The organism is Enterobacter cloacae complex sp. P1B (assembly GCF_014982345.1).
GTDB classification, from domain to species: domain Bacteria; phylum Pseudomonadota; class Gammaproteobacteria; order Enterobacterales; family Enterobacteriaceae; genus Enterobacter; species Enterobacter bugandensis.
Window position 1 is genome coordinate 142,025 of the sequence record NZ_JADCLF010000013.1, and the last position, 24,184, is coordinate 166,208.

The 24,184-nt window shown below is 53.3% G+C and carries 20 protein-coding genes and 1 pseudogene; 14 read left to right on the forward strand and 7 right to left on the reverse strand.

The window, feature by feature from the left end; translation table 11 throughout:
• Positions 1 to 135: 135 nt before the first annotated feature.
• From INF77_RS13515 to tyrR, 3 genes are all read left to right on the forward strand, one after another.
• Positions 136 to 1,533 (forward strand): YcjX family protein, encoded by a 1,398-nt coding sequence (locus tag INF77_RS13515; RefSeq protein WP_063437898.1) that lies wholly within the window; start codon positions 136 to 138, stop codon positions 1,531 to 1,533.
• A complete protein-coding gene (locus tag INF77_RS13520; protein ID WP_193067232.1) occupies positions 1,530 to 2,582 on the forward strand; it encodes a YcjF family protein in 1,053 nt (350 codons plus the stop codon). Before INF77_RS13515 ends, INF77_RS13520 begins: the two co-directional genes overlap by 4 nt.
• 112 nt (positions 2,583 to 2,694) lie before the next feature.
• Positions 2,695 to 4,236 (forward strand): transcriptional regulator TyrR, encoded by a 1,542-nt coding sequence (gene tyrR / locus INF77_RS13525; protein WP_028013361.1) that lies wholly within the window; start codon positions 2,695 to 2,697, stop codon positions 4,234 to 4,236.
• A 33-nt stretch (positions 4,237 to 4,269) separates the two neighbouring features.
• Here the strand turns inward: tyrR and INF77_RS13530 are convergent, their stop codons facing one another.
• Positions 4,270 to 5,478 (reverse strand): aldose 1-epimerase family protein, encoded by a 1,209-nt coding sequence (locus INF77_RS13530; RefSeq protein WP_048959060.1) that lies wholly within the window; start codon positions 5,476 to 5,478, stop codon positions 4,270 to 4,272.
• A gap of 275 nt (positions 5,479 to 5,753) precedes the next feature.
• On the reverse strand, positions 5,754 to 6,260 hold the full coding sequence (tpx, locus tag INF77_RS13535) for a thiol peroxidase (RefSeq protein ID WP_193532747.1): 507 nt from the start codon (positions 6,258 to 6,260) through the stop codon (positions 5,754 to 5,756).
• Between the two features lie 108 nt (positions 6,261 to 6,368).
• On the opposite strand from tpx, the gene ycjG reads away from it, so the two are divergent.
• Entirely contained in the window at positions 6,369 to 7,334 is a 966-nt protein-coding gene (gene ycjG, locus INF77_RS13540; RefSeq protein ID WP_193532746.1) for an L-Ala-D/L-Glu epimerase, read from the forward strand.
• On the opposite strand, the gene mpaA is transcribed toward ycjG, so the two are convergent.
• The gene (gene mpaA / locus INF77_RS13545) at positions 7,325 to 8,038 is read right to left on the reverse strand and encodes a murein tripeptide amidase MpaA (protein WP_028013357.1); all 714 of its coding nucleotides are present in this window, start codon (positions 8,036 to 8,038) and stop codon (positions 7,325 to 7,327) included. The genes ycjG and mpaA overlap by 10 nt on opposite strands.
• Positions 8,039 to 8,223: 185 nt before the next feature.
• Between mpaA and INF77_RS13550 the strand changes: the two genes are divergently transcribed.
• The 7 genes and pseudogenes from INF77_RS13550 to tssK form a co-directional block, all read left to right on the forward strand.
• Positions 8,224 to 9,840: an ABC transporter substrate-binding protein gene (locus INF77_RS13550; RefSeq protein WP_047368679.1), complete on the forward strand. Its 1,617-nt coding sequence runs from the start codon at positions 8,224 to 8,226 to the stop codon at positions 9,838 to 9,840.
• 382 nt (positions 9,841 to 10,222) lie between these two features.
• Positions 10,223 to 10,672: a site-specific integrase gene (locus tag INF77_RS13555; protein ID WP_159087781.1), complete on the forward strand. Its 450-nt coding sequence runs from the start codon at positions 10,223 to 10,225 to the stop codon at positions 10,670 to 10,672.
• 99 nt (positions 10,673 to 10,771) lie between these two features.
• The gene (locus INF77_RS13560; protein ID WP_047368678.1) at positions 10,772 to 11,041 is read left to right on the forward strand and encodes an AlpA family transcriptional regulator; all 270 of its coding nucleotides are present in this window, start codon (positions 10,772 to 10,774) and stop codon (positions 11,039 to 11,041) included.
• 689 nt (positions 11,042 to 11,730) lie between these two features.
• Entirely contained in the window at positions 11,731 to 11,967 is a 237-nt protein-coding gene (locus INF77_RS13565) for a hypothetical protein (protein ID WP_047368677.1), read from the forward strand.
• A gap of 452 nt (positions 11,968 to 12,419) precedes the next feature.
• Complete coding sequence (gene tssB / locus INF77_RS13570; protein WP_088205570.1) at positions 12,420 to 12,911, forward strand: type VI secretion system contractile sheath small subunit; 492 nt, start codon at positions 12,420 to 12,422, stop codon at positions 12,909 to 12,911.
• Positions 12,912 to 12,951: 40 nt separating this feature from the next.
• Positions 12,952 to 14,487, forward strand: a complete 1,536-nt coding sequence (tssC, locus tag INF77_RS13575; protein ID WP_088205608.1) for a type VI secretion system contractile sheath large subunit — start codon at positions 12,952 to 12,954, stop codon at positions 14,485 to 14,487.
• A gap of 13 nt (positions 14,488 to 14,500) precedes the next feature.
• Positions 14,501 to 15,496 (forward strand): annotated as a pseudogene (gene tssK / locus INF77_RS13580) (type VI secretion system baseplate subunit TssK); the annotation flags it as partial.
• Here the strand turns inward: tssK and INF77_RS13585 are convergent.
• Positions 15,417 to 16,280 carry an aromatic alcohol reductase gene (locus tag INF77_RS13585; RefSeq protein WP_193532928.1) on the reverse strand — a complete coding sequence of 288 codons (864 nt, stop codon included), beginning with the start codon at positions 16,278 to 16,280 and terminating at the stop codon, positions 15,417 to 15,419. The pseudogene tssK and the gene INF77_RS13585 sit on opposite strands and share 80 nt — an antisense overlap.
• A gap of 142 nt (positions 16,281 to 16,422) precedes the next feature.
• Here INF77_RS13585 and INF77_RS13590 point away from each other — a divergent pair, with 142 nt between their 5' ends.
• Positions 16,423 to 17,322 carry a LysR family transcriptional regulator gene (locus tag INF77_RS13590; protein ID WP_193532927.1) on the forward strand — a complete coding sequence of 300 codons (900 nt, stop codon included), beginning with the start codon at positions 16,423 to 16,425 and terminating at the stop codon, positions 17,320 to 17,322.
• Positions 17,323 to 17,512: 190 nt separating this feature from the next.
• Here the strand turns inward: INF77_RS13590 and INF77_RS13595 are convergent, their stop codons facing one another.
• The 3 genes from INF77_RS13595 to INF77_RS13605 all read right to left on the reverse strand — a co-directional run bounded on the left by INF77_RS13595 (position 17,513) and on the right by INF77_RS13605 (position 21,182).
• A complete protein-coding gene (locus INF77_RS13595) occupies positions 17,513 to 17,653 on the reverse strand; it encodes an Ecr family regulatory small membrane protein (RefSeq protein WP_032644880.1) in 141 nt (46 codons plus the stop codon).
• A gap of 74 nt (positions 17,654 to 17,727) precedes the next feature.
• Positions 17,728 to 18,960 (reverse strand): sensor domain-containing diguanylate cyclase, encoded by a 1,233-nt coding sequence (locus INF77_RS13600; protein WP_126818148.1) that lies wholly within the window; start codon positions 18,958 to 18,960, stop codon positions 17,728 to 17,730.
• A 92-nt stretch (positions 18,961 to 19,052) separates the two neighbouring features.
• Entirely contained in the window at positions 19,053 to 21,182 is a 2,130-nt protein-coding gene (locus tag INF77_RS13605; RefSeq protein ID WP_088205545.1) for a bifunctional diguanylate cyclase/phosphodiesterase, read from the reverse strand.
• Between the two features lie 444 nt (positions 21,183 to 21,626).
• Between INF77_RS13605 and INF77_RS13610 the strand changes: the two genes are divergently transcribed.
• Both INF77_RS13610 and zntB read left to right on the forward strand, forming a co-directional pair.
• Complete coding sequence (locus tag INF77_RS13610; protein ID WP_063437906.1) at positions 21,627 to 22,769, forward strand: methyl-accepting chemotaxis protein; 1,143 nt, start codon at positions 21,627 to 21,629, stop codon at positions 22,767 to 22,769.
• 154 nt (positions 22,770 to 22,923) lie between these two features.
• Positions 22,924 to 23,907 (forward strand): zinc transporter ZntB, encoded by a 984-nt coding sequence (zntB, locus tag INF77_RS13615; RefSeq protein WP_028013350.1) that lies wholly within the window; start codon positions 22,924 to 22,926, stop codon positions 23,905 to 23,907.
• Positions 23,908 to 24,184: the final 277 nt, after the last annotated feature.

Below are 24,184 nucleotides of genomic sequence, written 5' to 3' on the forward strand. Positions count from 1 at the left end.
TGACAGCAATGTCGTTCATCTTACTGGAGAGAAAACGGCAATAGCAATAAATAAGAATTGATAATCAACGATCTGCCCCCATTTATTGTATTCTGAAGCCATACATTCCTGGCTTCCGGGCAATGAAGGATGGCGATGAAGCGATTTAAGAACGAACTCAATTCACTGGTGAACCGCGGCGTTGATCGACATCTGCGTCTGGCCGTTACCGGCCTGAGCCGCAGCGGTAAGACGGCGTTCATCACCGCGATGGTAAACCAGTTGCTGAACCTGCACGCCGGCGCGCGACTGCCGTTGCTCAGCGCCGTGCGCGAGGAGCGTCTGCTGGGCGTTAAGCGCGTCCCTCAGCGTGATTTTGGCATACCGCGTTTTACCTACGACGAAGGGCTGGCGCAGCTTTACGGCGATCCGCCCGCGTGGCCGACGCCAACGCGAGGCGTCAGTGAAATTCGCCTTGCGCTGCGCTTTCGTTCTAATGAATCGCTGATACGTCACTTTAAGGATACCTCAACCCTGTATCTGGAAATCGTCGATTATCCCGGCGAATGGCTGCTCGACCTGCCGATGCTGGCGCAGGACTACCTCAGCTGGTCCCGCCAGATGACGGGCTTGTTGCAAGGGCAACGCGCAGAGTGGTCAACGAAATGGCGACAGCTGTGCGAGGGCCTTGATCCGCTGGCACCTGCGGACGAAAACCGTCTGGCGACCATTGCTGAAGCCTGGACGGACTATCTGCATCTGTGCAAACAGGAAGGGCTGCACTTCATCCAGCCGGGCCGTTTTGTCTTGCCGGGTGATTTAGCAGGCGCGCCCGCGCTGCAGTTCTTCCCGTGGCCGGATGTGGACGGCGCAGGCGAGTCGAAGCTGGCACAGGCCGACAAACACACGAATGCCGGCATGCTGCGCGAGCGTTACAATTACTACTGCGAAAAGGTGGTCAAAGGTTTTTATAAAAACCACTTTTTACGTTTCGACCGCCAGATTGTGCTGGTGGATTGCCTGCAGCCGCTCAACAGCGGGCCGCAGGCATTTAACGATATGCGCCTCGCGCTGACGCAGCTGATGCAGAGTTTCCACTACGGGCAGCGGACGCTGTTTCGTCGTCTGTTCTCACCGGTGATCGACAAGCTGCTGTTTGCGGCCACAAAAGCCGATCACGTTACGGTCGATCAGCACGCCAACATGGTTTCTCTGCTGCAGCAGCTGGTGCAGGACGCCTGGCAAAACGCCGCGTTTGAAGGCATCAGTATGGATTGTCTTGGGCTCGCATCGGTGCAGGCGACCCAAAGCGGCCTGATTGACCTTAACGGCGAGAAAATACCAGCATTACGCGGGAATCGACTCAGTGACGGCGAGCCGCTTACCGTCTATCCCGGCGAAGTCCCCGCGCGGCTGCCGGGCCAGGCCTTCTGGCAGAGCCAGGGCTTCCAGTTTGAAGCCTTCCGCCCTCAGACCATGAGCGTCGATCGGCCGTTACCGCACATCCGTCTGGATGCGGCGCTGGAGTTTTTGATTGGAGATAAACTGCGATGACGGAACCCTTAAAACCGCGCATAGACTTTACCGGAACGCTTGAGCCCGAGCGTCAGGACGCCTTTAAAACGGCGCAGACGTTCAGCGGCGCGCAGGCGGAGAACTTTGCCCCGGCGCTGCCGGACGATCCCGCCGTCGAGGAAGGTCCGGCGGAGGCGGCCGTGGAAGCCGCTCTGCGTCCTAAACGCAGCCTGTGGCGCAAGATGGTCACCGCCGGTCTGGCGCTGTTTGGCGTCAGCGTGGTCGGGCAGGGCGTCCAGTGGGCGATGAACGCCTGGCAAACCCAGGACTGGGTTGCGCTGGGAGGATGTGCCGCGGGCGCGCTCATCGTGGGGGCGGGCGTCGGGTCGGTTGCCACCGAGTGGCGCCGCCTCTGGCGTTTGCGACAGCGCGCGCACGAGCGCGATGAAGCGCGGGATCTCCTCCACAGCCACGGCACCGGCAAAGGCCGTGCCTTCTGTGAAAAACTGGCCAGCCAGGCCGGTATCGATCAGTCGCATCCGGCGCTCCAGCGCTGGTACGCCGCCATCCATGAAACCCAGAACGACCGGGAGGTAGTCACGCTCTATTCCCATATGGTTCAGCCGGTGCTGGATGCCCAGGCGCGGCGTGAGATTAGCCGCTCGGCGGCGGAATCCACGCTGATGATTGCCGTCAGCCCGCTGGCGCTGGTGGATATGGCCTTTATCGCCTGGCGTAACCTGCGCCTCATCAACCGTATCGCGAACCTTTACGGCATAGAGCTGGGTTACTACAGCCGGCTCAGGCTGTTCAAACTGGTCCTGCTCAATATCGCGTTTGCGGGCGCGAGCGAGCTGGTGCGCGAAGTGGGAATGGACTGGATGTCGCAGGATCTGGCGGCGCGTCTTTCAGCCCGTGCAGCTCAGGGCATTGGCGCGGGCTTGCTGACGGCGCGTTTGGGTATCAAAGCGATGGAGGTGTGCCGTCCGCTGCCGTGGATTGATGGCGATAAGCCGCGGCTGGGGGATTTCAGGCGTGAACTCATCGGTCAGCTGAAAGAAACGCTCAATAAAAAACCGTCTCCTTAAGGCTTTGTTCACTAATCGTGCTGGCTGTCAATATTTGTTGACAGCCATCTTCCGGTTCACCGAGTTCTGACATATCATTTTAACGTTATTGGCTTAAAACGGTGAATTTCCCATGCGTCTTGAAGTCTTCTGTGAAGACCGTCTCGGTCTTACCCGCGAATTACTCGATCTTCTTGTTTTACGTAGCATTGATTTACGTGGCATTGAGATCGATCCTGTCGGGCGAATTTACCTCAATTTTGCCGAAATTGAATTTAACACCTTCAGCAGCCTGATGGCGGAAATCCGCCGTATCGCTGGCGTTACGGATGTACGCACCATCCCCTGGATGCCCTCCGAACGTGAGCACCTCGCCCTGAGCGCGCTGCTTGAAGCGATGCCCGAGCCGTTCCTCTCTTTGGATCTGAAAAGTAAAGTCGAGCGCGTTAACCACGCGAGCTGCCAGCTTTTCGCGCAGAGCCAGGAGAAGCTCAGCAGCCACCACGCCGCGCAGCTGATCCCCGGTTTTAACTTCCAGCGCTGGCTGGACAGCAACCCGCAGAATACGCACAGCGAGCATGTGGTCATTAACGGGCAGAATTTCCTGATGGAGATCACACCTGTCTATCTGAAAGGAGAAGGAAATAGTCGCGTATTGACCGGGGCGGTGATCATGCTGCGCTCGACGCTACGCATGGGGCGCCAGCTGCAAAACCTCTCCAGCCAGGACGTTGGCGCATTCAGCCAGATTATTGCCGTCAGCCCGAAAATGCGCCACGTGGTTGACCAGGCGCGCAAGCTTGCCAGCCTTACCGCGCCGCTGCTGATTACCGGCGATACCGGTACCGGGAAAGATCTGCTGGCGCACGCCGTGCACCTGGCAAGCCCGCGTGCGGCAAAACCGTATCTGGCGCTTAACTGCGCTTCAATTCCAGAAGATGCCGTCGAAAGCGAGCTGTTTGGACACGCACCGGAAGGCAAGAAAGGGTTCTTCGAGCAGGCCAACGGCGGCTCCGTGCTGCTGGACGAGATCGGCGAAATGTCGCCGCGTATGCAGGCTAAACTGCTGCGTTTCCTGAACGACGGCACCTTCCGCCGCGTCGGTGAGGATCACGAAGTGCATGTGGACGTGCGCGTCATTTGCGCCACCCAGAAGAACCTGGTGGAACTGGTGCAAAAGGGGATTTTCCGCGAAGATCTCTATTACCGCCTCAACGTCCTGACGCTGAACATTCCACCGCTGCGCGATTGTCCGCAGGACATCATGCCGCTAACGGAACTGTTTGTGGCCCGCTTTGCCGACGAGCAGGGTGTTCCACGTCCGAAACTGTCTGCAGATCTCGGCACGGTGTTAATGCGCTACGGCTGGCCGGGCAACATTCGTCAGCTTAAAAACGCCGTTTATCGCGCGCTGACCCAGCTGGAAGGGTATGAACTGCGCCCTCAGGACATTCTGTTGCCGGATTACGACGCCGGGACGGTATCGGTAGGCGAAGAAGCGATGGAAGGCTCGCTGGATGATATCACCAGCCGCTTCGAGCGCTCCGTGCTGACGCAGCTGTACCGCAGCTACCCCAGCACCCGCAAACTGGCAAAACGGCTTGGCGTCTCGCATACCGCGATTGCGAATAAGCTACGTGAGTATGGATTGAATCATAAGAAAGGTGACGAATAACAAAAAGCCTCTGTAAAGAGGCTTTTTTAATGCTTATTCCTTCGCCAGCGGCGTGGTCACGATCTCTGTTTTTGTCTCGCCCTGAATCGACGCAATCCTGCTTTCGACGTCCTTCACCTGCTGCGCGCTGTGTAGCAGGGTATAGGTCAGGTCAAATTGAGCGCTGGCGCCTGGTTGCAGTTGCTTAACCCGCTTCTGCTCGCGTTCAATGGTGACGGGGTAGGCGTAGCTGGTGCCTGGCTCAATCCCCGTGACATAGCCCTGTTTTGGCGTATCGGTATTTTTCCACAGGGTCAGCACGGGCAGCTGGCGGGTATCAAACTGAATTGACGCGCCTTTGTCACCGGCTTTATTCACCACCGCCGCGAGGGTTTCATGGTTGCTGTCCGCAAGCGGTTTGATGTTAAAGACCATCTCATCAAAGCCTTTTGTCGGCCCGGCGTAGGTTTGCCAGTCGTTAACGCCCGCTTTCGCGTAATCATTGAACGGGCTCACGCTTGCCGCCGGGGCAAGGAAGCGCGCGCCTTCTTCGAGGACAGGCGCCCCGAAGTTGCTGTGGTAGATAATCTGATAGTCATGAGGGTAATCGGCATGGTTCGTCAGAACGTCATGCAGGCTGAACTGGTTGGTTCCTGGAACGTAACGCAGTTCGGTCATGGTTTGCAGATCCGCTTTTTTAAAGGTGCTTTCTTTGATGAGACCGCGAATACGAATTTCATGCGGGGCAGCATCCGCAATTTCTACCTCCACCTGGGATGCCGGTGTATTCCCCGCCTTGCCATGCAGGGTGTAAATCTGGCCGTCAGCGGTGACCGGGTGCCCCGTCCATTCGTAGCCACAGCGGACCATCATCTCGTTGAAACCTTCCAGCCAGCCAAGTCCGTTTCGGCTTTCCAGATTAATATACGCCGGGTTAACGACCTCTTTAACGGGGGAGTTCCAGCCCAGCCTGGTGCCAAAGCCCTCCACGTGCAGAAGGTTCATCCCGCGCGTCGGGCTTAAGGTGATGGTCAGGCCGTTTTTACTGCTAATAACGATCACTTTACTACCTTCCTGCTTGCCGCCGTGCAACACTTTTTGCTCAATGCTGAACGTTCGATCGTTGATTTTCAGCTCATCGCTGGATATCTTCCAGTTTCCTTTTTCCACGCTGCTTTCAGCGCTTGTCAGCACCCAGGTTTTTGCTGCGGCATGGCCCGAAACCAGTACCGAAAGGAGCGTTAAAGCCAGTTTTATTTTCATATTTATCCCTTTTTGCTGAAACGATTATTTAACTTCGTAAGCAAATCTAATGTTTTGGCGATAAGGGAAATGTGATGCGCCTCACTGAGGGTAAATTCAGGGTTGTTTAACGATCAATATGCGGGTGTGATCGCTATTTTGCTGAATTCCAGAAACTTAATTGCGTTAATTTTGTGACGCAAGCTCATTGTTGCTTTAACGATTCAGCGAGTAGTTAATAAAAAACCCCGCCATAGCGAGGTTTTGAAAAAGCGGTATAGAATGCTAAGTAATGATTATGCTTTCAGCTTTTCCAGCGCGGCGGTGTAATCCGGCTCGGTAGTGATTTCATTAACCAGTTCGCTGAAGACGACAGTGTCGTTTTCATCAAGAACCAGTACCGCGCGTGCTGCCAGGCCTTTCAGAGGGCCTTCGGCGATGCTGACGCCGTAGTTTTCGAGGAAATCCGGGCTGCGCAGGGTGGAGAGGGTGATAACGTTGCTCAGGCCTTCAGCGCCGCAGAAGCGAGACTGGGCGAACGGCAGGTCAGCAGAAATGCACAGCACAACGGTGTTGTCCATTTCAGTTGCCAGCTGGTTGAACTTACGCACGGATGCGGCGCAAACACCGGTATCAATGCTCGGGAAAATGTTCAGCACTTTGCGGTTGCCCGCAAACTGAGCCAGTGTGACGTCAGACAGATCTTTAGCCACCAGAGTAAAAGCCTGCGCTTTGCTGCCAGCCTGCGGAATGGAACCTGCAACAGCAACCGGGTTGCCCTGGAAATGAACGAGTTGTGACATAGATATCTTCCTGTTTACATATAGTTAACGTCGGGGCTAGTGTATGCCATCCGCGGATAACACGGCAAACCAAATTTTTTCGCCTTTCCGGGCTGCAAGGAGTCAGTGATGAGAAGCGTTAAGGTCTATGAAGAAGCCTGGCCATTGCATACCCCGTTTGTGATCTCCCGCGGCAGCCGAAGCGAAGCCAGCGTGGTGGTCGTTGAAATCGAAGAGGACGGTTTTAAAGGCGTAGGGGAGTGTACGCCTTACCCGCGCTATGGTGAAAGCCTCGCGTCAGTGATGGCGCATATCATGACGCTGGTGCCAGACCTGCAAACCGGACTCACGCGCGAGGCATTACAGCATCGTTTGCCCGCCGGGGCCGCACGTAACGCCATTGATAGTGCGCTCTGGAGTCTCGAGGCGGCGAAACAGCAGCAACCCCTGACAGCATTGCTGGGCGTGGCGCTGCCGGAGTCGGTCGCTACCGCGCAAACGGTAGTGATTGGCGAGCCGGAACAGATGGCCGCCAGCGCCAAAGCGCTTTATGACGCCGGGGCCCGGCTGCTGAAGGTGAAGCTCGACGATCGTCTGATTAGCGAGCGGATGGTCGCCATTCGCGCGGCGGTACCCTCAGCCACGCTGATTGTTGATGCCAATGAATCATGGCATCCAGAAGGGCTGGCCGCCCGCTGTCAGCTGCTGGCCGACCTGGGGGTGGCCATGCTGGAGCAGCCTCTGCCAGCAAAAGATGACGCGGCGCTGAAGAACTTTATCCATCCGTTGCCCGTTTGTGCGGATGAAAGCTGTCATACCCGCGCGAGCTTGAGCGAGCTGCAGGGCCGCTACGAGATGATTAATATTAAGCTCGACAAGACCGGCGGGCTGACAGAGGCGCTGGCCCTGGCGGCAGAAGCCCGGGCGCAAGGTTTTTCACTGATGCTGGGCTGTATGCTCTGTACATCCCGGGCAATCGGCGCGGCGCTACCGCTTGTCAATCAGGTCTGTTTCGCCGATCTGGACGGCCCGACGTGGCTGGCGGTTGACGTCTCTCCCGCGCTCCATTTTACCAGCGGCGTGCTTCATCTCTGAGGCTGCCAGCGTAAAAGATCCACCATGGCTTTTAAGTATTTTTCGCTGGCCTCGTCGGAGGAGATCGGCGGGAATTCAGCGGTTATGCAGGGCAGGCTCAAATCGGCGCACCAGCTACCGAACGAGCCTGGCGTTTCATAGCCCACGCTGGTCACGAGCGGCAGGGCGAAAGCGTCTGCCAGCCACGCGCCAAGCTCGGAGTGACGCGGATCTTCAATACAGGCCAGCGGATCGTGGAAGGAGACCACCCACGCGGGATGGATCTTATGGATAAGCTGGCACAGCGCCTGGGTTTCCGGCTCTGAGCCCGGCTTATCACCCGTTAGCAGAACCACATCACGCTCCTCGGCGGAGCTGTTCCAGCGATACACCGTTTCCCCGGCGCGCCAGTTTGCTGATGGAAAATTACGGTTTAAGTCAACGCCTCGCGCATTGGCGCGAAGACCCAGCTGGCAGCCGTCCGGGTTAACCGCCAGAATCACGTGATGACGCCGTAATGACGGCGTCAGCGTCCGCAGCGCACATGAAAGCGTCACGATGGAGGAGTTTTCATCCCCGTGCGTGCCGGCAAGAATCAAGCCGCTTTCGCGGTCTGCGTCGGGGGCGGGGAACCAGATCAGCGATGCGCCTAAAAAGGAGCGGCCATATTGCTCAGCGCCCGGCGGAAAGGCGCCGCGTTCCGCTCTCGGTCGGGTGGTTGCCATACGAAATCCTGATAAAGAAGTCACTACTGGCAGTGTTGTGCAAAACCCGCTGTTAATCAAATAGTTTCCGTAATGGCTAAGAATTGCCTTAAATCACTATTCAGGCGTAAGTTATTTGCATTTCTCTTTGTCGAAACAAATAATTACGCATCTGCTTAATACCTGAATTCATTAAAGGGGATCTTATGAAGCATCCTGTTTCGCGTCTTTTTGCCGCACTGTGCCTGTGCGGGCTCTCTTCACTTTCTTTCGCAGCTGACGTGCCGCAGGGCACTGCGCTGGCGCAAAAGCAGGAGCTGGTCAGGCATATTAAAGACGAGCCGGCTTCGCTGGACCCGGCGAAAGCCGTGGGGTTGCCAGAGATTCAGGTGATTCGAGATCTCTTTGAAGGCCTGGTTAATCAGAATGAGAAAGGGGAGCTGACGCCGGGCGTGGCGACACGCTGGCAGAGCAACGATAACCGCGTCTGGATGTTTACCTTACGCGATGACGCGAAATGGTCCGACGGCTCCCCTGTCACCGCCCAGGATTTTGTCTACAGCTGGCAGCGTCTGGTTGACCCGAAAACCACCTCTCCGTTTGCCTGGTTTGCCGCGCTGGCGGGAATTAATAACGCGCAGGCCATTATTGACGGCAAAGCCGCGCCCGATACGCTGGGTGTGACGGCGGTGGACGCCAGAACGTTACGCGTTCAGCTGGACAAACCGCTGCCGTGGTTCAGCAACCTGACGGCAAACTTTGCTTTTTATCCAGTACAAAAAGCTAACGTCGAAAGCGGTAAAGAGTGGACGCGACCGGGCGCGCTGGTGGGGAACGGGGCTTACGTTCTGAAGGACCGCGTGGTGAATGAAAAACTGGTTGTGGTGCCCAATACGCACTACTGGGACAATGCCAAAACGGTACTGCAGAAGGTGACCTTCGTGCCGATTAATCAGGAATCGTCGGCGACCAAACGCTACCTGGCAGGGGATATTGATATTACCGAATCGTTCCCAAAAAACATGTATCAGAAGCTCATGAAGGACATTCCGGGGCAGGTTTATACGCCGCCTCAGTTGGGAACGTATTACTATGCCTTTAACACCCAAAAAGGCCCGACGGCGGATGCACGGGTTCGTCTGGCGCTGAGTATGAGCATCGACCGTCGTATCATGGCAGAAAAGGTGTTAGGGACGGGGGAAAAGCCCGCCTGGCACTTCACCCCAGACGTGACGGCAGGGTTCACTCCGGACGCCTCGCCGTTTGAGCAGATGTCGCAGCAGGAGCTGAACGCCCAGGCCAAAACCTTGCTGCAGGCTGCAGGATACGGTCCTCAGCGCCCGCTGAAGCTGAACCTGCTGTATAACACTTCGGAAAACCACCAGAAAATCGCGATTGCGGTGGCCTCCATGTGGAAGAAAAATCTTGGTGTGGATGTCAAACTGCAAAACCAGGAGTGGAAAACCTACATTGATAGCCGTAACACCGGTAACTTTGATGTGATCCGCGCCTCATGGGTGGGCGATTACAACGAGCCATCAACGTTCCTGTCATTGTTGACCTCCACTCACAGCGGCAACATCTCCCGCTTTAATGACCCTGCCTACGATAAGATCGTCCAGCAGGCGACGCTGGAAACCACCGCGAAGGCGCGCAATGCGGACTACAACATGGCGGAGAAAATCCTTATGGAGAAGGCGCCCATCGCGCCAATTTATCAGTACACTAACGGTCGCCTGATTAAGCCCTGGGTGAAGGGCTACCCCATCAATAACCCGGAAGACGTGGCATATAGCCGGACGATATATATTGAAAAGCACTGATGCGTACTGACCTCCTGCTAACGCCAGGCAACCATCGCTAAACCCCGAGCTGGCGCGGCTTACAGCGCCAGTTTATCCTTCTGACCATCTCCCGCCACAGCAGAAAGCATGACTTTTCTGACGGTATTGCTGACGTATTCAACGAAAAACGGTTGCGGTAAATTCCGCATAATACCGTCAGCCAGGTGTTTTATCGACGGTAAAGGCAAAGTCGATTGCCACGTTTAAACCAAAGGAACGGGCATTAAGCGAACGGGAGATCGGCGTGTTCTTTAACGCGCTGGCCCGTACCGGAGTTGCGCAGACGATTCAGATGTCAGTTAAATTTGACCTTTTGACGTTACTGCGAAAGCGGGAGTTTCGTCTGGCTCGTTGGTAGTTGGTGGACTGGGAGGAGCGGACGCTTACGCTCCCGCCCTCTGTCATGAAAATGTCGCGACCACATTGGATTTATCTCTCCCGGCAGGCAAAGGACATTCTGGTTGCGCTGAATAGTGTGTATGCGCATTCTGAGTACCTTCATCCAGGCCGTTTTAGCCCAAAACTCCCACTTTACGACGCTGCGCTTAATGCCGCTATTCGTTCGGGGTTAAAGCAATTAGCGGAAGAAGGCGTGGAGTTTGAGTCCTTCTCTGTCCATGACTTGCGCCGGACAGCCAGCACGCTTTTGCACGAAGCAGGGTATAACTATGACTGGATCGAAAAATGTCTGGCGCATGAGAAGCGAGGCGTTCGGGCGGTGTATAACAAGGCGGAATACGCAGAACAACGAGCATCAATGTTGCAGGACTGGGCGGATATGGTCGACAGGTATATTGAGAAATTTAAATGAGTCAGGAATCCGACCGCCGGTAAAAGCTTATTGTTGCTTAAAACAGTGAGCCTGATCTAACAGAATTTGGCAACAGATAACCAACTTCTGGAGATAATCATGCGTGCAGCACTCAGAAAAGAAGAATTGATAAAGTTAGTGCCTCTGTCTTTTTATGCCATTGATAAGCTGGAAAAAGAAGGCGATTTCCCTAAACGTTTCTCACTGACGCCACGGGTTGTAGCCTGGAACCGGGATGAGGTGGAAGCCTGGCTGGACGCGCGTCAGCAGAACCCCGACTTAATTGCACGTGATGAGGGTATGATGAAAGGTCTGGAAAAAACATGGGAGATACACAGGCAAAAGTTTGCAGCAAAACGTACTGTTTAAATCAACGTGCAGTGATGTTTACGCCTGACGGATCAGCCTATTGATTAGATAAGACGATACGAAATGTTAGCACGGGAGGAGCAAAACTGGCGCTCTATCCCGTTTGCTTTATGAGCAAATATTGGCATTGTTGGTGATGTGTGAATGTTTTTACATGTTGGGTTAAGATGAGTCGGATGAGATAGCTCATTGATTGAAAAGTGCGGCCACAGTGGTGCGAAGTTGCACTAAATAGCTGCGTCGAATAGTAGATCACTTTAAGGTAACTCAGTCCGATTTTTGCGTCCGATCAATCGCCAAACATCACAAATCACCAACTGGACTGAGCGATGCCGATCATAGTACCAATACCCCGTAAGCGAACCTGCAGGAAACTGATGAATGGTATCCAGCAATTAAGTTCGGGAGAACTTACTATCCTTTTTCTGTCGACTATCTAACTGGATAGTTTATCTTCACAACAGTGCCTCAAATGAAAACAAAGCTTATTCACGATTGCACAAATAATCTTATATATACAACGGAAATTTATTATAGTGTGAAAAAATAATTTTCATGAATAAATCCTAAAAACTAGTACTGTCAGTGTCGATCAGCTTGATGTATCGCGGGTCTCTTTGTTACGGTACCTTTAGCAGGGATTACGAACTTATTTCCATTACATTAAATAATTATTCAAGGTATAGAAAATGAGAACTCATGTTGTTGAGGGTATGGTCAATACAATAGAAAAAATCGCTGAGGATGTTGGGCTTACCGAAGAAGAATACATGCTAGCGTTAGCTTTTTCGATGGCGATATTGATGGAACACAAAGGTAGTAATCTGATGGATATAGATATAAATGAACTGACGCTGGTTGTCGGCTTGAGGAAAAATGGTGCAGGGAACCCACCAGTAAAAGAAGGCAATAGCTCAGTACATTAACTGTGCAAGCCTGTATCCCTGTTCCGAAAACTTTGACTCTGGGTGAGCTATTACTCACGGGGTCCTTGATGTGCGATGATTATTCGGATTAGCCTGCGTCTGATGAGAAAATTCATGACATGAATGGTAAAGATATTAATGTAAGACTTTCTACCCCTGTGGTCACGTATTAATATATATCAATAAAATGAATGCATTCAGATATAAAACTGCTGTTTTCAGCAGCGGTAGATATTTATTCCGCATTTTTGTAAATAAATAGTTAGTGTGTCGTGTTATTGGTTGGTGTGTAGTGTCGTTTGTTGTCTTGTTTTGGTTAAAAATGCTTAAAAAAATCCGATATAGGATATTTACACTAATTTATTGATCTTAAGTGGTGTTTTATTCTATCATCGGCTTTGTAAAGAAACGCCGTTATTTCCAGCAAACACTCCTCAGGGGAAGGGACCGCTATGGCCGATACGTTCCAGAACGAGGTGCCTAAGGCACGCATAAACCTTAAATTAAGCCTGCATACAGGAGGCTCGCAGAAGAAAGTCGAACTGCCGCTTAAACTCCTCACCGTCGGTGATTTCAGTAATGGCAAAGAGACCCGCCCATTATCTGAAAGAAAAAAAATTAACGTCAATAAAAACAACTTCAACAGTGTACTTTCGGAATTTAACCCGGAAGTAAATCTGAATGTTGAGAATACCCTCGCGGGGGATGGTTTCGAAGAAAATGTGAAACTGAGCTTCTCCGATATTAAAGACTTCGAACCTGAGCAAGTTGCCCGCCAGATCCCTCAGCTCCGCGCCATGCTGGCGATGCGTAATTTATTACGCGATCTCAAATCTAATCTCCTTGATAACGCCACTTTCAGAAAAGAACTCGAGAAAATTCTTAAAGACCCGGCGCTGTCCCGGGAATTACGCGACGAAATGAATGCACTGGCCCCGAAATAAGCGGCGTGCGTTATTTAATGGATTAACCGGGAATATGCTGATGTCTGTAAATACCGAAACCGCCTCCACTCAGGGGCAGACCACCGTACTGGAAAAAGAGGGCGTTTACGCCTCCCTGTTTGAAAAAATCAACCTGACCCCGGCCTCCAGTCTGGGTGATATTAACGCGTTTCTGGATGATGCGGCGCTCTCTGATGCCCCGGCAGGCGAGCGCCTGACGGCAGCGATGCAGGTGTTTATGGACTGCATCCGAAAATCCGGCAAGCCCGTGGAGAAGCTCGACAAGACGCTGATTGACCACCATATCGCGGAGCTGGATTTCCAGATTAGCCGTCAGCTGGATGCGGTAATGCACCACGAAGCGTTCCAGAAAGTTGAATCTCTCTGGCGTGGCCTGAAGCAGCTGGTGGACAGCACCGACTACCGCCAGAACGTGAAAACCGAAATTCTGGATGTCTCCAAGGACGACCTGCGCCAGGACTTTGAGGATGCACCGGAACTTATCCAGAGCGGCCTCTACTGGCACACCTATACCGCCGAATACGACACCCCGGGCGGCGAGCCGATTGGCTCGGTGATTTCTTCTTACGAATTTGACGCCAGCCCGCAGGACGTGGCGTTGCTGCGCAATATCTCGAAAGTGTCCGCCGCCGCGCATATGCCGTTTATCGGCTCCGTTGGCCCGGCGTTCTTCCTGAAAGACTCTATGGAAGAGGTTGCTGCGATTAAAGATATCGGTAACTACTTCGACCGCGCCGAGTACATCAAGTGGAAATCGTTCCGCGACACGGACGACTCGCGCTATATCGGGCTGGTGATGCCGCGCGTGCTGGGCCGTCTGCCGTATGGTCCGGACACCGTGCCGGTGCGCAGCTTCAACTACGTTGAGCAGGTGAAAGGGCCGGACCACGAGAAATACCTGTGGACCAGCGCGTCGTTCTCCTTCGCCTCCAACATGGTGAAAAGCTTCATCAATAACGGCTGGTGCGTGCAGATCCGTGGCCCGCAGGCGGGCGGGGCGGTGAAAGACCTGCCGATCCACCTGTACGATCTCGGTACCGGCAACCAGGTGAAAATCCCGTCTGAGGTGATGATCCCGGAAACCCGCGAATTTGAATTCGCCAGCCTGGGCTTTATTCCGCTGTCTTACTACAAAAACCGCGACTACGCCTGCTTCTTCTCGGCGAACTCCGCCCAGAAACCGGCCCTGTATGACACCGCCGATGCCACCGCCAACAGCCGCATCAACGCACGCCTGCCGTACATATTCCTGCTGTCGCGCATTGCGCACTACCTGAAGCTGATCCAGCGTGAAAATATCGGTACCACCAAGGACCGCCGTCTGCTGGAGCTGGGACTCAACACCTGGGTGCGTGGTCTGGTCACTGAAATGACCGATCCGGGCGACGAGCTGCAGGCTTCCCACCCGCTGCGTGATGCGAAGGTCGTGGTGGAAGACATCGAAGATAACCCGGGCTTCTTCCGCGTGAAGCTGTTTGCGGTGCCGCACTTCCAGGTGGAAGGCATGGACGTGAACCTGTCTCTGGTCAGCCAGATGCCGAAAGCGAAAGCGTAAGGCGGGGGCAGGGATGAAAATTTATCGTCCGCTGTGGAATGAGGGGGCACTGTTGTCTCCTCAGCAGTTCCAGCAACAGTCAGAATGGGAATCTTTTCGCAGTACAGGCGTTGCGGCTCTCGCCTCGCCGTTTGCGTGGGGCGTTGAGCAGGCTGAATTTGATGAAAGGCTACTGGGTTCGGGCCTGATTCAGATTACACAACTGCGGCTCTGGCTGCCTGATGGCTCGCTGGTGGATACGGCAGTCAGCGATCTGCCGCCAGAACCGCGCGAGCTGGGGCTGGCGCAACATTCAGACGCAGTTACGGTAGTGATTGCCCTGCCGCTCATGCAGTCCGGGCTGAATAACGTGCAGCAGGAATCAGCTATAGCCGACCGGCCGCTCCGCTACCGTGAAGAGTGGGTGAATGTCCAGGATGCGTTTGGCAGCGAGGAGGAATCCGTCGCGGTCGCCCGCTTTAACCTCGCGATTCGTTTTGAACACGAGGATAACGCGTCGTGGCAGTGCTGCCCGGTTGCGCGTTTGATCCGTGACGGACAGGAATGGCGTCAGGATCCGGCATTTATCCCTCCCATGGCCTTGTTCTCTGCAAGCCCGGCGATGCGGGAAAGACTGGTGTTACTGAACCGTCAGCTTCGCTCACGTCGCCAGCGTCTGATGTCCATGCGCCGCGAGAGTAATGAGCGTCTGGCCGATTTCGCGGTGGCAGACGTCTCTCTTTTCTGGCTACTCAATGCACTGAACTCTCATGCGCGGGTGCTGACGGAATTTGAACGTTTTCCCGCCCGCCATCCGGAGCAGGTGTGGGCGGAACTCGCACGACTGGCGGGCAGCATGCTGACATTTTCTCTCGACAGCGATCTGGACGCTATTCCCGGCTATAACCATGCCGAACCAGAAAAAACGTTTCCGCCACTGTTTGAACTGATCACCGGCTTACTGGAAGCCAGTCTGCCGTCCCGCGTGATCGCGCTGGACATGCTTCGACCGGACGATCAGACATGGAAACACGGTCACCCAGTAACGCAGAGAGGGGTAATACGTCTTTAGTGAACGTTTGGCCGGTCACACGTTCAACGGTTTCTGCCAGTTTTCCGTATGAGGTTGTTTCACCTGCGACAAATATCACTTCATTTACGATCCGCGGCTGATGCAAATAAATTTCGGTGGTGAGTCGGCCAATATCCGCAGGTGATGTCACGGTAACCTGTGTTTCCCATCCCCCGAGCGCATTAATGGTTTTTTCGGATAAATTCACCACATCAAATGCCGGTTCGAAGAGAAAACTGGTAAACATGCCGGTTGAAACAATCACCCATTCCGTCGCGTTCTGTTCCCGCAAAAGCGTCCTGACATCATACTGCTCGTCCCAGACGGGCTGACCGCTCCCTTTGCCTACCACATCGTAATTCACGCCAAACTGCCAGGGAAAATAGCGTTTAACGCCAGCCTCCAGTACCGCGCGAGTAATCTTTATCTGTGTTCCCGCGCCAGCGACAAACCCCATGCAGTTGATAACAGTATCAAAATCCGCGAAGTGGTTTTTTAACACGTCAATCGTGCTGGCAGCGACATCGACAGAGATAAATTTGGCCCCTGCATCAGCCAGTTTTTGATGCGTTTCGGACTGAAGCTTACCCCGGCTGTCCCTGGAGCCGGGCGATACGATAACGGAGACAGCGCCGTCGCGCTGCGTGACTGCCGGAACCAGATACTCCAGCACGGCAGCGCCCAATTGTCCTGCACCAAGCACTAATACTTTTTCGCCTGTCGTTATATCACGTACTTTCATACTGAGCCTCTCTTTGTTTAATCGTTTGATTACTTCAACTTGAGCAAGGTTATGTCAGATGGCTGCATTCGATAAGACGACAAGCATAAGTTAGACTGTTCGTAAAAATGGGATAATCGATCTTTTCAGGCGCGGTGGGAATATGGATAAACTGGAATCAATGCGGGTATATGTTTGTGTGGTCGAAACCCATAGCTTCGCCAGGGCGGCAGAAGTGCTGGGGCTACCGCGTTCAACCGTATCGCGGGTCGTTAAGGAGCTGGAGACATACCTGGGCATTCAGCTTTTACAGCGCACCACCCGGAAACTCAGCGTGACCGCAGAAGGCCGACGTTACTATGACGAGAGCAAACGGCTGCTGACGGATATTGCGACAATGGAGTCTTCCTTTCCCGGCAGATCCGCGCAGCCAAGAGGCCGTTTTAAAGTCGGGATGCCGCAGTCTCTCGCCCGACATTGCATTCTTCCCAGTCTCCCTGAATTTCTCCACCAGTATCCCGAGCTGGAGCTGATACTCTGTTCCAGCGATAACGTGGAGGACATTATTCAGGAAGGGTATGATTGCGTGATCCGCACCGGGAGGATAGAAGATTCAACGACGCTGGTCGCGCGCCCTCTGGCGAACTTCAGATGGGTTGTTCTGGCTTCTCCGGGCTATATAGCCGCCTGTGGTAAACCGGAAAATCTCGACCAACTGGAAAAGCATTACGCAGTCGGCTACCTGAACCACCGCACCGGGCGTACCATTGACTGGTTTTTTACGCGTGATGACGGCGATTGTGCAATCCGCATGAAAGAGACGCTGATCGTCGATGACACCGACGCCTATATCCAGGCTGGAATTCAAGGGCTCGGATTAATTCGCGTGGCCAGCTATCTGGCTGAGCCGTATCTGAAGAGCGGGGCGTTGGTTCGCTGTATGGAGGACCTCTCTTTCGATTTACCGCTTTCGCTTGTCTATCCACAAAACCGCTTTCTCCCGCCTTCGGTACGCGCCTTTTATGACTGGAGCAGAGCGGTGCTACACCAACATGGTGACTGACGGGCGAAAACCCTGATTTTGCTTAATAGCCGGAAATAAAAAAAGCCCGTCAGAGAACGGGCGAAATAAGCAAATGATTTAGTGATTCGTTATCAACATTGTTGGAGGATAACGCCGCGTATCTTACGTGGCTGAGGGCAATGCAGATACCTGACAAATTCGGTAGGTGAAACAATAAATTAAACGTGCACTACAGTGCGTCAAAAGTGGGGTAGAGACTGTTTTCCAGATATTCAACGAAAAACCAAATCTCACCGCTGAAAATAAACCATAAGCCAAATATAATAAGCAATAAAATAATTAAGGTGAGTATTATTTCTGTCTTTCCCATTGTTGCCACAACCCACCCGTCGTTAATTTACTTAAGCTGGGCATTGTAGCGGGGCTTTTCACGATACTCCAGTTTCATGCCGCAAGGACTTTATTACGCCCATCGTTTTTGGCGCGATAGAGCGCATCGTCGACACGTTTAAACAGCGCGTCAATACTCTCTTCCGGGTCATGCCGAGCCACGCCAATACTGACGGTAAAGCGTGGTAAGCCTGGGAGGGTAATATGGGCGACCGCCGCACGGACGGATTCGGCAATCTTCAGCGCCGTTTCGAGAGACGTACGCGGCAACAGGATGACAAACTCTTCACCGCCCCAGCGAAACACCAGGTCATCTTGTCTGCTGCAGGCTTCCAGCGTTCGGGAGAGCGCGATGAGCACCTCATCACCCTTCAGGTGACCAAAGAGGTCATTGATGTTTTTAAAATGATCGGTATCCACCAGCAGCAGGCTAAATTGCTGCTGGGCGGAGAGGTGGCTCAGGTTGGTTTGGTCGATAACGTTATAAAACTGACGTCGGTTGAGTAACCCCGTCATCGAGTCACGTAATGCAGCATTTTCCAACTCCTGCTCAAGCCTCTTTTGCTCAGTAATATCATGGATTATGCACAGCATCAGTTTGTCGCCGTAGATCTCAATGGGCCCCGCGTAGGTCTGGACGTGGCGGGTGGTGCCATCGGCAAGGCGGTGAATAAAATTAAGCGGCTTATGTCCGCCGGGCAGCGCGGCGATCTCCGTCATGATGGGCATGACGCCTCTGCCAAGCGTGTTAATTTCCCAGGTGTGCTTCCGGCACATCTCATCATGTGAATAACCGTAAAAGCTGAGCGCGGCCAGGTTTGCATCGACAATTTGCCCGTCACGGGCAGGATCGATTAGCAACATTGGTGCGCTGTTGGTCAGGAAAAAGCGGGCGTAAAACCCCTGTTTTTTGCGTTGATAGGTTGCGGAACGGCTGGCCTTCAGGCCTGAGGGGGTGTGCGAAGAGATTCCTTCGAAAACGATAACATCACCATCCGGCGTGACGTGGGTGAGGGAGAGGCGACAGCTTATCGGTACGTCCTGCCCGCCCCGGCTAACTGTCCAGATCTCGACAATATCGTGATCGTTCTTCAGTTCGGGAACATACATCGACAGTACGGTTTGCGCACTTGCAGAACAGGAACCTTTACGCAGGTCATTCAGCGTTTTATTACCCGTTAGCTGTATTGCGGCCACATTTGCAAAAATAATCTGTTCCGAAACAGGAGAAATGAGCCACACGGGCGTTTTAATTGCATTAAGCGCATCAAAACTATTTTGCGACATAGTATTTTCCTGTTCATCGGCACGATACGCCTGGAAATCATGGCAGAACTGACCCGCATGTACTCCCTTGAAACATACTCTAGTCAATCCCGTCAGGCATGATTTTTTTGTGAAATAAATTCGGGGTCCGTTTGAATTTTACTTATGGGTATAATTTGTTTGTCTGAGTTTTTTTGTAGCAGCAGCCACGGAACTTGTTCAGCGGGCAAGGGGCGGGAGAAAAGGTAGCCCTGGAGATAGTCACAGCCGAGGCTGGTCAGTATTGCCTGCTGTTCGTCCGTTTCAATCCCCTCGGCAACGACAGTCATCTCCATGGTGCGGGCAATATTAATAATGGTTTCCACCAGCTTGCGGCTTTTTTCATTTCCCAGCATAGAGGACACAAAGCTCTTGTCGATTTTAAGCTCTTTTGCCGGAAGAACGCTCAGCATCAGCAGGTTGGAATAGCCCGTGCCAAAATCATCAATAGAGACGGTGATCCCCGCATGGTTAAAGGCGTTGAGCAGCTCGATGCTGCGGTCGAGATTTTTTAGCGCGGTACTCTCCGTGACCTCCAGGATCAGCCTTGAGGGCGACAGATTATATTTATCCAGCATGGACGACACGATGTGAAAGATATCCGGCTGTTCGAACTGAATAGGGGATAAATTGAGCGATAACGTCCACTGGCTGAAACCTTGTTCAGTCCAGAAATGAAGCTGCCGACACGCGGCTTCAATAGCCCAGTTGCCAACCGGAATAATCAAACCCGTTTGTTCCAGAGTGGGTAAAAACAGACCTGGCAGCAAAACGCCTTGCTCCGGATGCCGCCAGCGCAGAAGAGCCTCAAAACCGTGGATCGTCTTATCTTTAGCATGCCAGGTTGGCTGATACCACAGTTCAAACCGATCGCTTTCCAGCGCCTGATAAAGTTCCTGCAGAAAACCCGGCTGCGCCGGAACCGCCGTTGACATCTCAGGGCGGTAAAACGCCCAGCCGTTACGACCTTCTTGCTTAACGTGGTGTAAGGCGGCATCCGCCTTAAACTTCAGTTCATGCAGCGTTTCGCCATCCTGAGGATAAAGGCTTACACCCGCGCTGAGGGTGGTACTCAGCGTATGTCCGCAAAGGGATAGCGGACGGCGCATATCCGCGAGCAGCGTCGTGAGCAGGGTAGTGAGCTTTTCTTCGTCGCATTCGGGAACCAGCAGGATAAAGGCATCCCCACCCAGCCTGGCCAGCGTCATCTCACGGGTAAGTAGGGAGGTGATGCGTTGGGCAATGGTAATTAATAACTCATCACCGACGCTGTGACCCCAGGTATCATTCACGCGTCTGAAGCGATCGACATTCAGAAAAATCACGGCAAATTGTTTGTTACTCAACAAGGCGCTGTGCAGACAATCCTGCATTCGGATATCCATCTGCTGACGGTTTGCGAGGCCGGTGAGAGCGTCAAAGCGAACCTGTAGCTCAAGCTGACGGTTGAGTTGGCGCAGATTGTCCGTCAGCCGGCTGGTCCGCCAGTGCGAATCGATAAGCGAAATAATTAACATCATGCCGAGCAGGGCGAGCGTGGTGACGGAAACCCAGATGGATAACCCCAGCTCGCTGACCCCGCCGGGGAGCGTATGCGCCATCTCATGGAAATGCGCGGCGCTCATGCCCGTATAGTGCATCGCGCAAATGGCGGCGCCCATGACTAACGCGGCGAGAATGCGAGTCACAAAGACCCCTTTGTGCTTATCTCTAAGGCGAAAAGCCAGCCACAGCGCCACGCCGGAGGCGACCACGGCAATCATCACGGACACACCCACAATGCGCCGATCCCAGAGGATGCTTCCTTCCAGCATCAACGCGGCCATGCCGATATAGTGCATAGCGACCACGCCAGCGCTGAGGATAACCGTGGCGAAGAACAGCCGAAAGGGAGAGAGGTGTTTGCCCGTAACGGCAATATTTATTGCTATCGTGGAGGCAACGATCGCCACGCCGAGAGACGCAAGGGTTAGCCATAGGTCATAGCTCATCATCATCGGCATTTGCATCGACAGCATACCGATGAAGTGCATTGACCAGATCCCGATGCCCAGCGTGCTCCCGCCGGCAATGCGCCAGAACAGAGCCGCTTTACGGCTGGAAAGGGGAATTTTCCCGGCGCTGTCCAGGGCCACAAAGGAGGCGATAAACGCCACCAGATAAGAGACAGCGATCAACACAGGGTCCCACGATATATTGAGCATTATGCAATCCCACGCCTGAGAGGGTTACCGATTTTGCCGGCCGGCACGTCTTTATCTGGCAACGAACATGCGCATTCAAACCATATTAGTTATTTATCGTGGAAAATAGCCACTTATATAAAAGGTCAAACTTACCCGAAATATAAAATATATTCTTTATGTTAATGCATTAAGTACTGCTAAACATAGTCGATAGATTGTAGCAAAGCGTCTTAAATATGTGTGCATGCACCGCAGATAATGGTATCGCTTCAGGGGGCTTTGGACCAGCAATACAGTATATAGGGCATGACATTTCTACTAAAACCCCTTTTTTATCTGACTTAAGTTAAATACAGGGTGGGTAACGGCGAAACGAGAAACCAGCGTATTATGTGAGGACAAACGCAAAAGTGAATGCTATAAATCTAAATGCCGACCAAAATATAAGTTGTGGGTAAAATCATGCTAAGAAATATTAGTGTCAGGACCTTCATTGCCTGGTTCCTGCTGTGCCTGTTTTTAGTGAATGCAGGTATCGTTGCTCTATTTTCCAGCAATCTTCCTCTTTTCGTTTCGATTAATCTGGTCAATTTCGTTGGATTATTTTTGCTCTGGAGTTATATGACGAAGTTTCTTGTGACGCCGATCAATACTGTGAAAAAAAGTATTGAAGAAGTGACCGCAGGCAACTTAGGCGTCTCTATCCCCGAGTTTGGCAATAACTGCGCGGGGCGATTAATTCCCGGGATTAATACTCTTTCCAGCAACATCGCTACGCTGGTGCGTGAGATCAGGGCATCATCACAAAACGCCATGGCCTTGTCGGATCAGCTCTCTTCCCGCAGTGCCCAACTCTCGGTGAAAACAGAGCAGCAGTCTGCGTCTCTGGTGCAAACTGCGGCAAGCATGGAGCAGATGGCGGCAAGTACCCGAAACAATGCCGATAATACCCGGCTGGCGAGCGAGCAGGCGAATGCCGCGACGTTGCAGGCGCGCAAGGGCGGAGATCTGATGGAACAGGTTGCCAGCAATATGCAATCCATTACCGAGTGCGCGCAGCAGATGACGGAAATTATCTCCCTGATCGACGGGATTGCATTCCAGACGAATATTCTGGCGCTTAACGCGGCCGTCGAGGCCGCGCGGGCGGGCGATCACGGGAAAGGGTTCTCCGTGGTCGCAGAGGAAGTCCGAAACCTGGCTCACCGCAGCGCTGAGGCGGCGAAAAACATCAAAACGCTGATTGACGTTACCAGCAGTAATGTCACCCAGGGTGCCAGCGTTGTGTCGGAAGCGGAGAAGAATATGCGTGACATCGTGACCGGCTCCGGCAACGTCAGCCGGTTAATGGACGAAATTTCTACCTCAACCGCAGAGCAGGAGAAGGGCATTTCCCAGATCACGCTGGCGCTGTCCGAACTGGAGCGGGTCACGCAAAGCAACGTAGCGATGGCGGAGGAGCTCAACGGTTCCTCTGATGTGCTGCGTAATCAGGTGATCGAACTGCAGACGCGGACCCGAAATTTCAGGCTGGACCAGGGGCACCCCCCGTCACCAGTAGCCAGCCCTGTTTCGTACCATCAGCTCCCCGAGCACTCTCATTGACAGCTTCCTGAAGCCTGGCATGCCAGGCTTTTTTATTCTCAAAATATAGCGTGTACAATTCCTGAGCGATTTCAGCGCGATGCGAAACATAGTTGTTGCTTAACCCCTGATGGAAGCTAGACTGACATCGAAAGAGCCAAACAGGGGAGGCGCTGTGGAGAGCATTAAAGGATCCGAACTTAACGTTCCTGACGCAGTTTTTGCGTGGGTGCTGGACGGTCGCGGCGGCGCCCGACCGCTGGAAGATGATGATGTCATTGATAAAGAGCATCCCTGCTGGCTACATCTGAACTATACCCACCCGGACAGCGCTGACTGGCTGGCCTCGACTCCGCTGCTGCCTAACAACGTACGCGATGCGCTGGCGGGGGAAAGCCTGCGGCCTCGCGTAAGCAGGATGGGTGACGGGACGCTTATCACCCTGCGCTGTATAAACGGCAGCACGGATGAACGTCCCGATCAGCTGGTTGCGATGCGCGTTTATATGGACGATGGGCTGATTGTTTCCACACGTCAGCGTAAGGTTCTGGCGCTGGATGACATCGTGAACGACCTCAAAGAGGGGACCGGACCGGTTGACTGCGGCAGCTGGCTGGTGGACGTCTGTGACGCCCTGACCGATCATGCGAGCGAATTTATTGAAGAGCTGCACGATAAAATCATCGACCTGGAAGATAATCTGCTCGATCAGCAGATCCCGCCGCGCGGCTTTCTGGCGCTATTGCGCAAGCAGCTGATCGTGATGCGTCGGTATATGACACCACAACGGGATGTATATGCCCGTCTGGCCAGTGAAAGACTCAACTGGATGAATGACGATCAGCGCCGCCGGATGCAGGACATTGCTGACAGGCTGGGCCGCGGTCTGGATGAGATCGATTCTTGTATTGCCCGAACGGCGGTGATGGCGGATGAAATCGCGCAGGTGATGCAGGAGTCGCTGGCGAGAAGAACCTACACGATGTCCCTGATGGCGATGGTCTTTTTACCCAGCACATTTCTGACAGGGCTTTTTGGCGTCAATCTGGGCGGTATACCCGGCGGCGAATATCGGTACGGCTTCACCGCGTTTTGCGTCATGTTAGTTGTTTTGATTGGTGGTGTTGCATGGTGGTTGCATCGTAGTAAATGGCTGTAAATTTACGATTTTTTCACCTTTTTCGAGGATTAAAACGCTCTTTTAATTGAGCGAAGTCAATAAACATCACCCCCGTAAGGTGCAATATTACTCCCGCAGGTGAATGCAACGTCAAGCGATGGGCGTTGCGCTCCATATTGTCTTACTTCCTTTTTTGAATTACTGCATAGCACAATTGATTCGTACGACGCCGACTTTATAGTCGGCTTTTTTTTGCCTCCTGTTTCTCAGCGTCTACCCTAAAAGGGACGACAGCAAATCCTGGAGGGAAAGATGA

Bases quoted from the DNA above. Each gene is read 5' to 3' on its own strand.
- INF77_RS13515 (WP_063437898.1), top strand. From the start codon at position 136: ATGAAGCGATTTAAGAACGAACTCAATTCACTGGTGAACCGCGGCGTT.
- INF77_RS13590 (WP_193532927.1), top strand. From the start codon at position 16,423: ATGGATAAACTGGAATCAATGCGGGTATATGTTTGTGTGGTCGAAACC.
- INF77_RS13530 (WP_048959060.1), bottom strand. From the start codon at position 5,478: ATGAAAATAAAACTGGCTTTAACGCTCCTTTCGGTACTGGTTTCGGGC.
- INF77_RS13560 (WP_047368678.1), top strand. From the start codon at position 10,772: ATGCGTGCAGCACTCAGAAAAGAAGAATTGATAAAGTTAGTGCCTCTG.
- INF77_RS13600 (WP_126818148.1), bottom strand. From the start codon at position 18,960: ATGTCGCAAAATAGTTTTGATGCGCTTAATGCAATTAAAACGCCCGTG.
- INF77_RS13550 (WP_047368679.1), top strand. From the start codon at position 8,224: ATGAAGCATCCTGTTTCGCGTCTTTTTGCCGCACTGTGCCTGTGCGGG.
- INF77_RS13585 (WP_193532928.1), bottom strand. From the start codon at position 16,280: ATGAAAGTACGTGATATAACGACAGGCGAAAAAGTATTAGTGCTTGGT.
- INF77_RS13605 (WP_088205545.1), bottom strand. From the start codon at position 21,182: ATGCTCAATATATCGTGGGACCCTGTGTTGATCGCTGTCTCTTATCTG.
- tssC (WP_088205608.1), top strand. From the start codon at position 12,952: ATGTCTGTAAATACCGAAACCGCCTCCACTCAGGGGCAGACCACCGTA.
- INF77_RS13595 (WP_032644880.1), bottom strand. From the start codon at position 17,653: ATGGGAAAGACAGAAATAATACTCACCTTAATTATTTTATTGCTTATT.
- tyrR (WP_028013361.1), top strand. From the start codon at position 2,695: ATGCGTCTTGAAGTCTTCTGTGAAGACCGTCTCGGTCTTACCCGCGAA.
- ycjG (WP_193532746.1), top strand. From the start codon at position 6,369: ATGAGAAGCGTTAAGGTCTATGAAGAAGCCTGGCCATTGCATACCCCG.
- INF77_RS13565 (WP_047368677.1), top strand. From the start codon at position 11,731: ATGAGAACTCATGTTGTTGAGGGTATGGTCAATACAATAGAAAAAATC.
- INF77_RS13520 (WP_193067232.1), top strand. From the start codon at position 1,530: ATGACGGAACCCTTAAAACCGCGCATAGACTTTACCGGAACGCTTGAG.
- mpaA (WP_028013357.1), bottom strand. From the start codon at position 8,038: ATGGCAACCACCCGACCGAGAGCGGAACGCGGCGCCTTTCCGCCGGGC.
- tssB (WP_088205570.1), top strand. From the start codon at position 12,420: ATGGCCGATACGTTCCAGAACGAGGTGCCTAAGGCACGCATAAACCTT.
- INF77_RS13610 (WP_063437906.1), top strand. From the start codon at position 21,627: ATGCTAAGAAATATTAGTGTCAGGACCTTCATTGCCTGGTTCCTGCTG.
- tpx (WP_193532747.1), bottom strand. From the start codon at position 6,260: ATGTCACAACTCGTTCATTTCCAGGGCAACCCGGTTGCTGTTGCAGGT.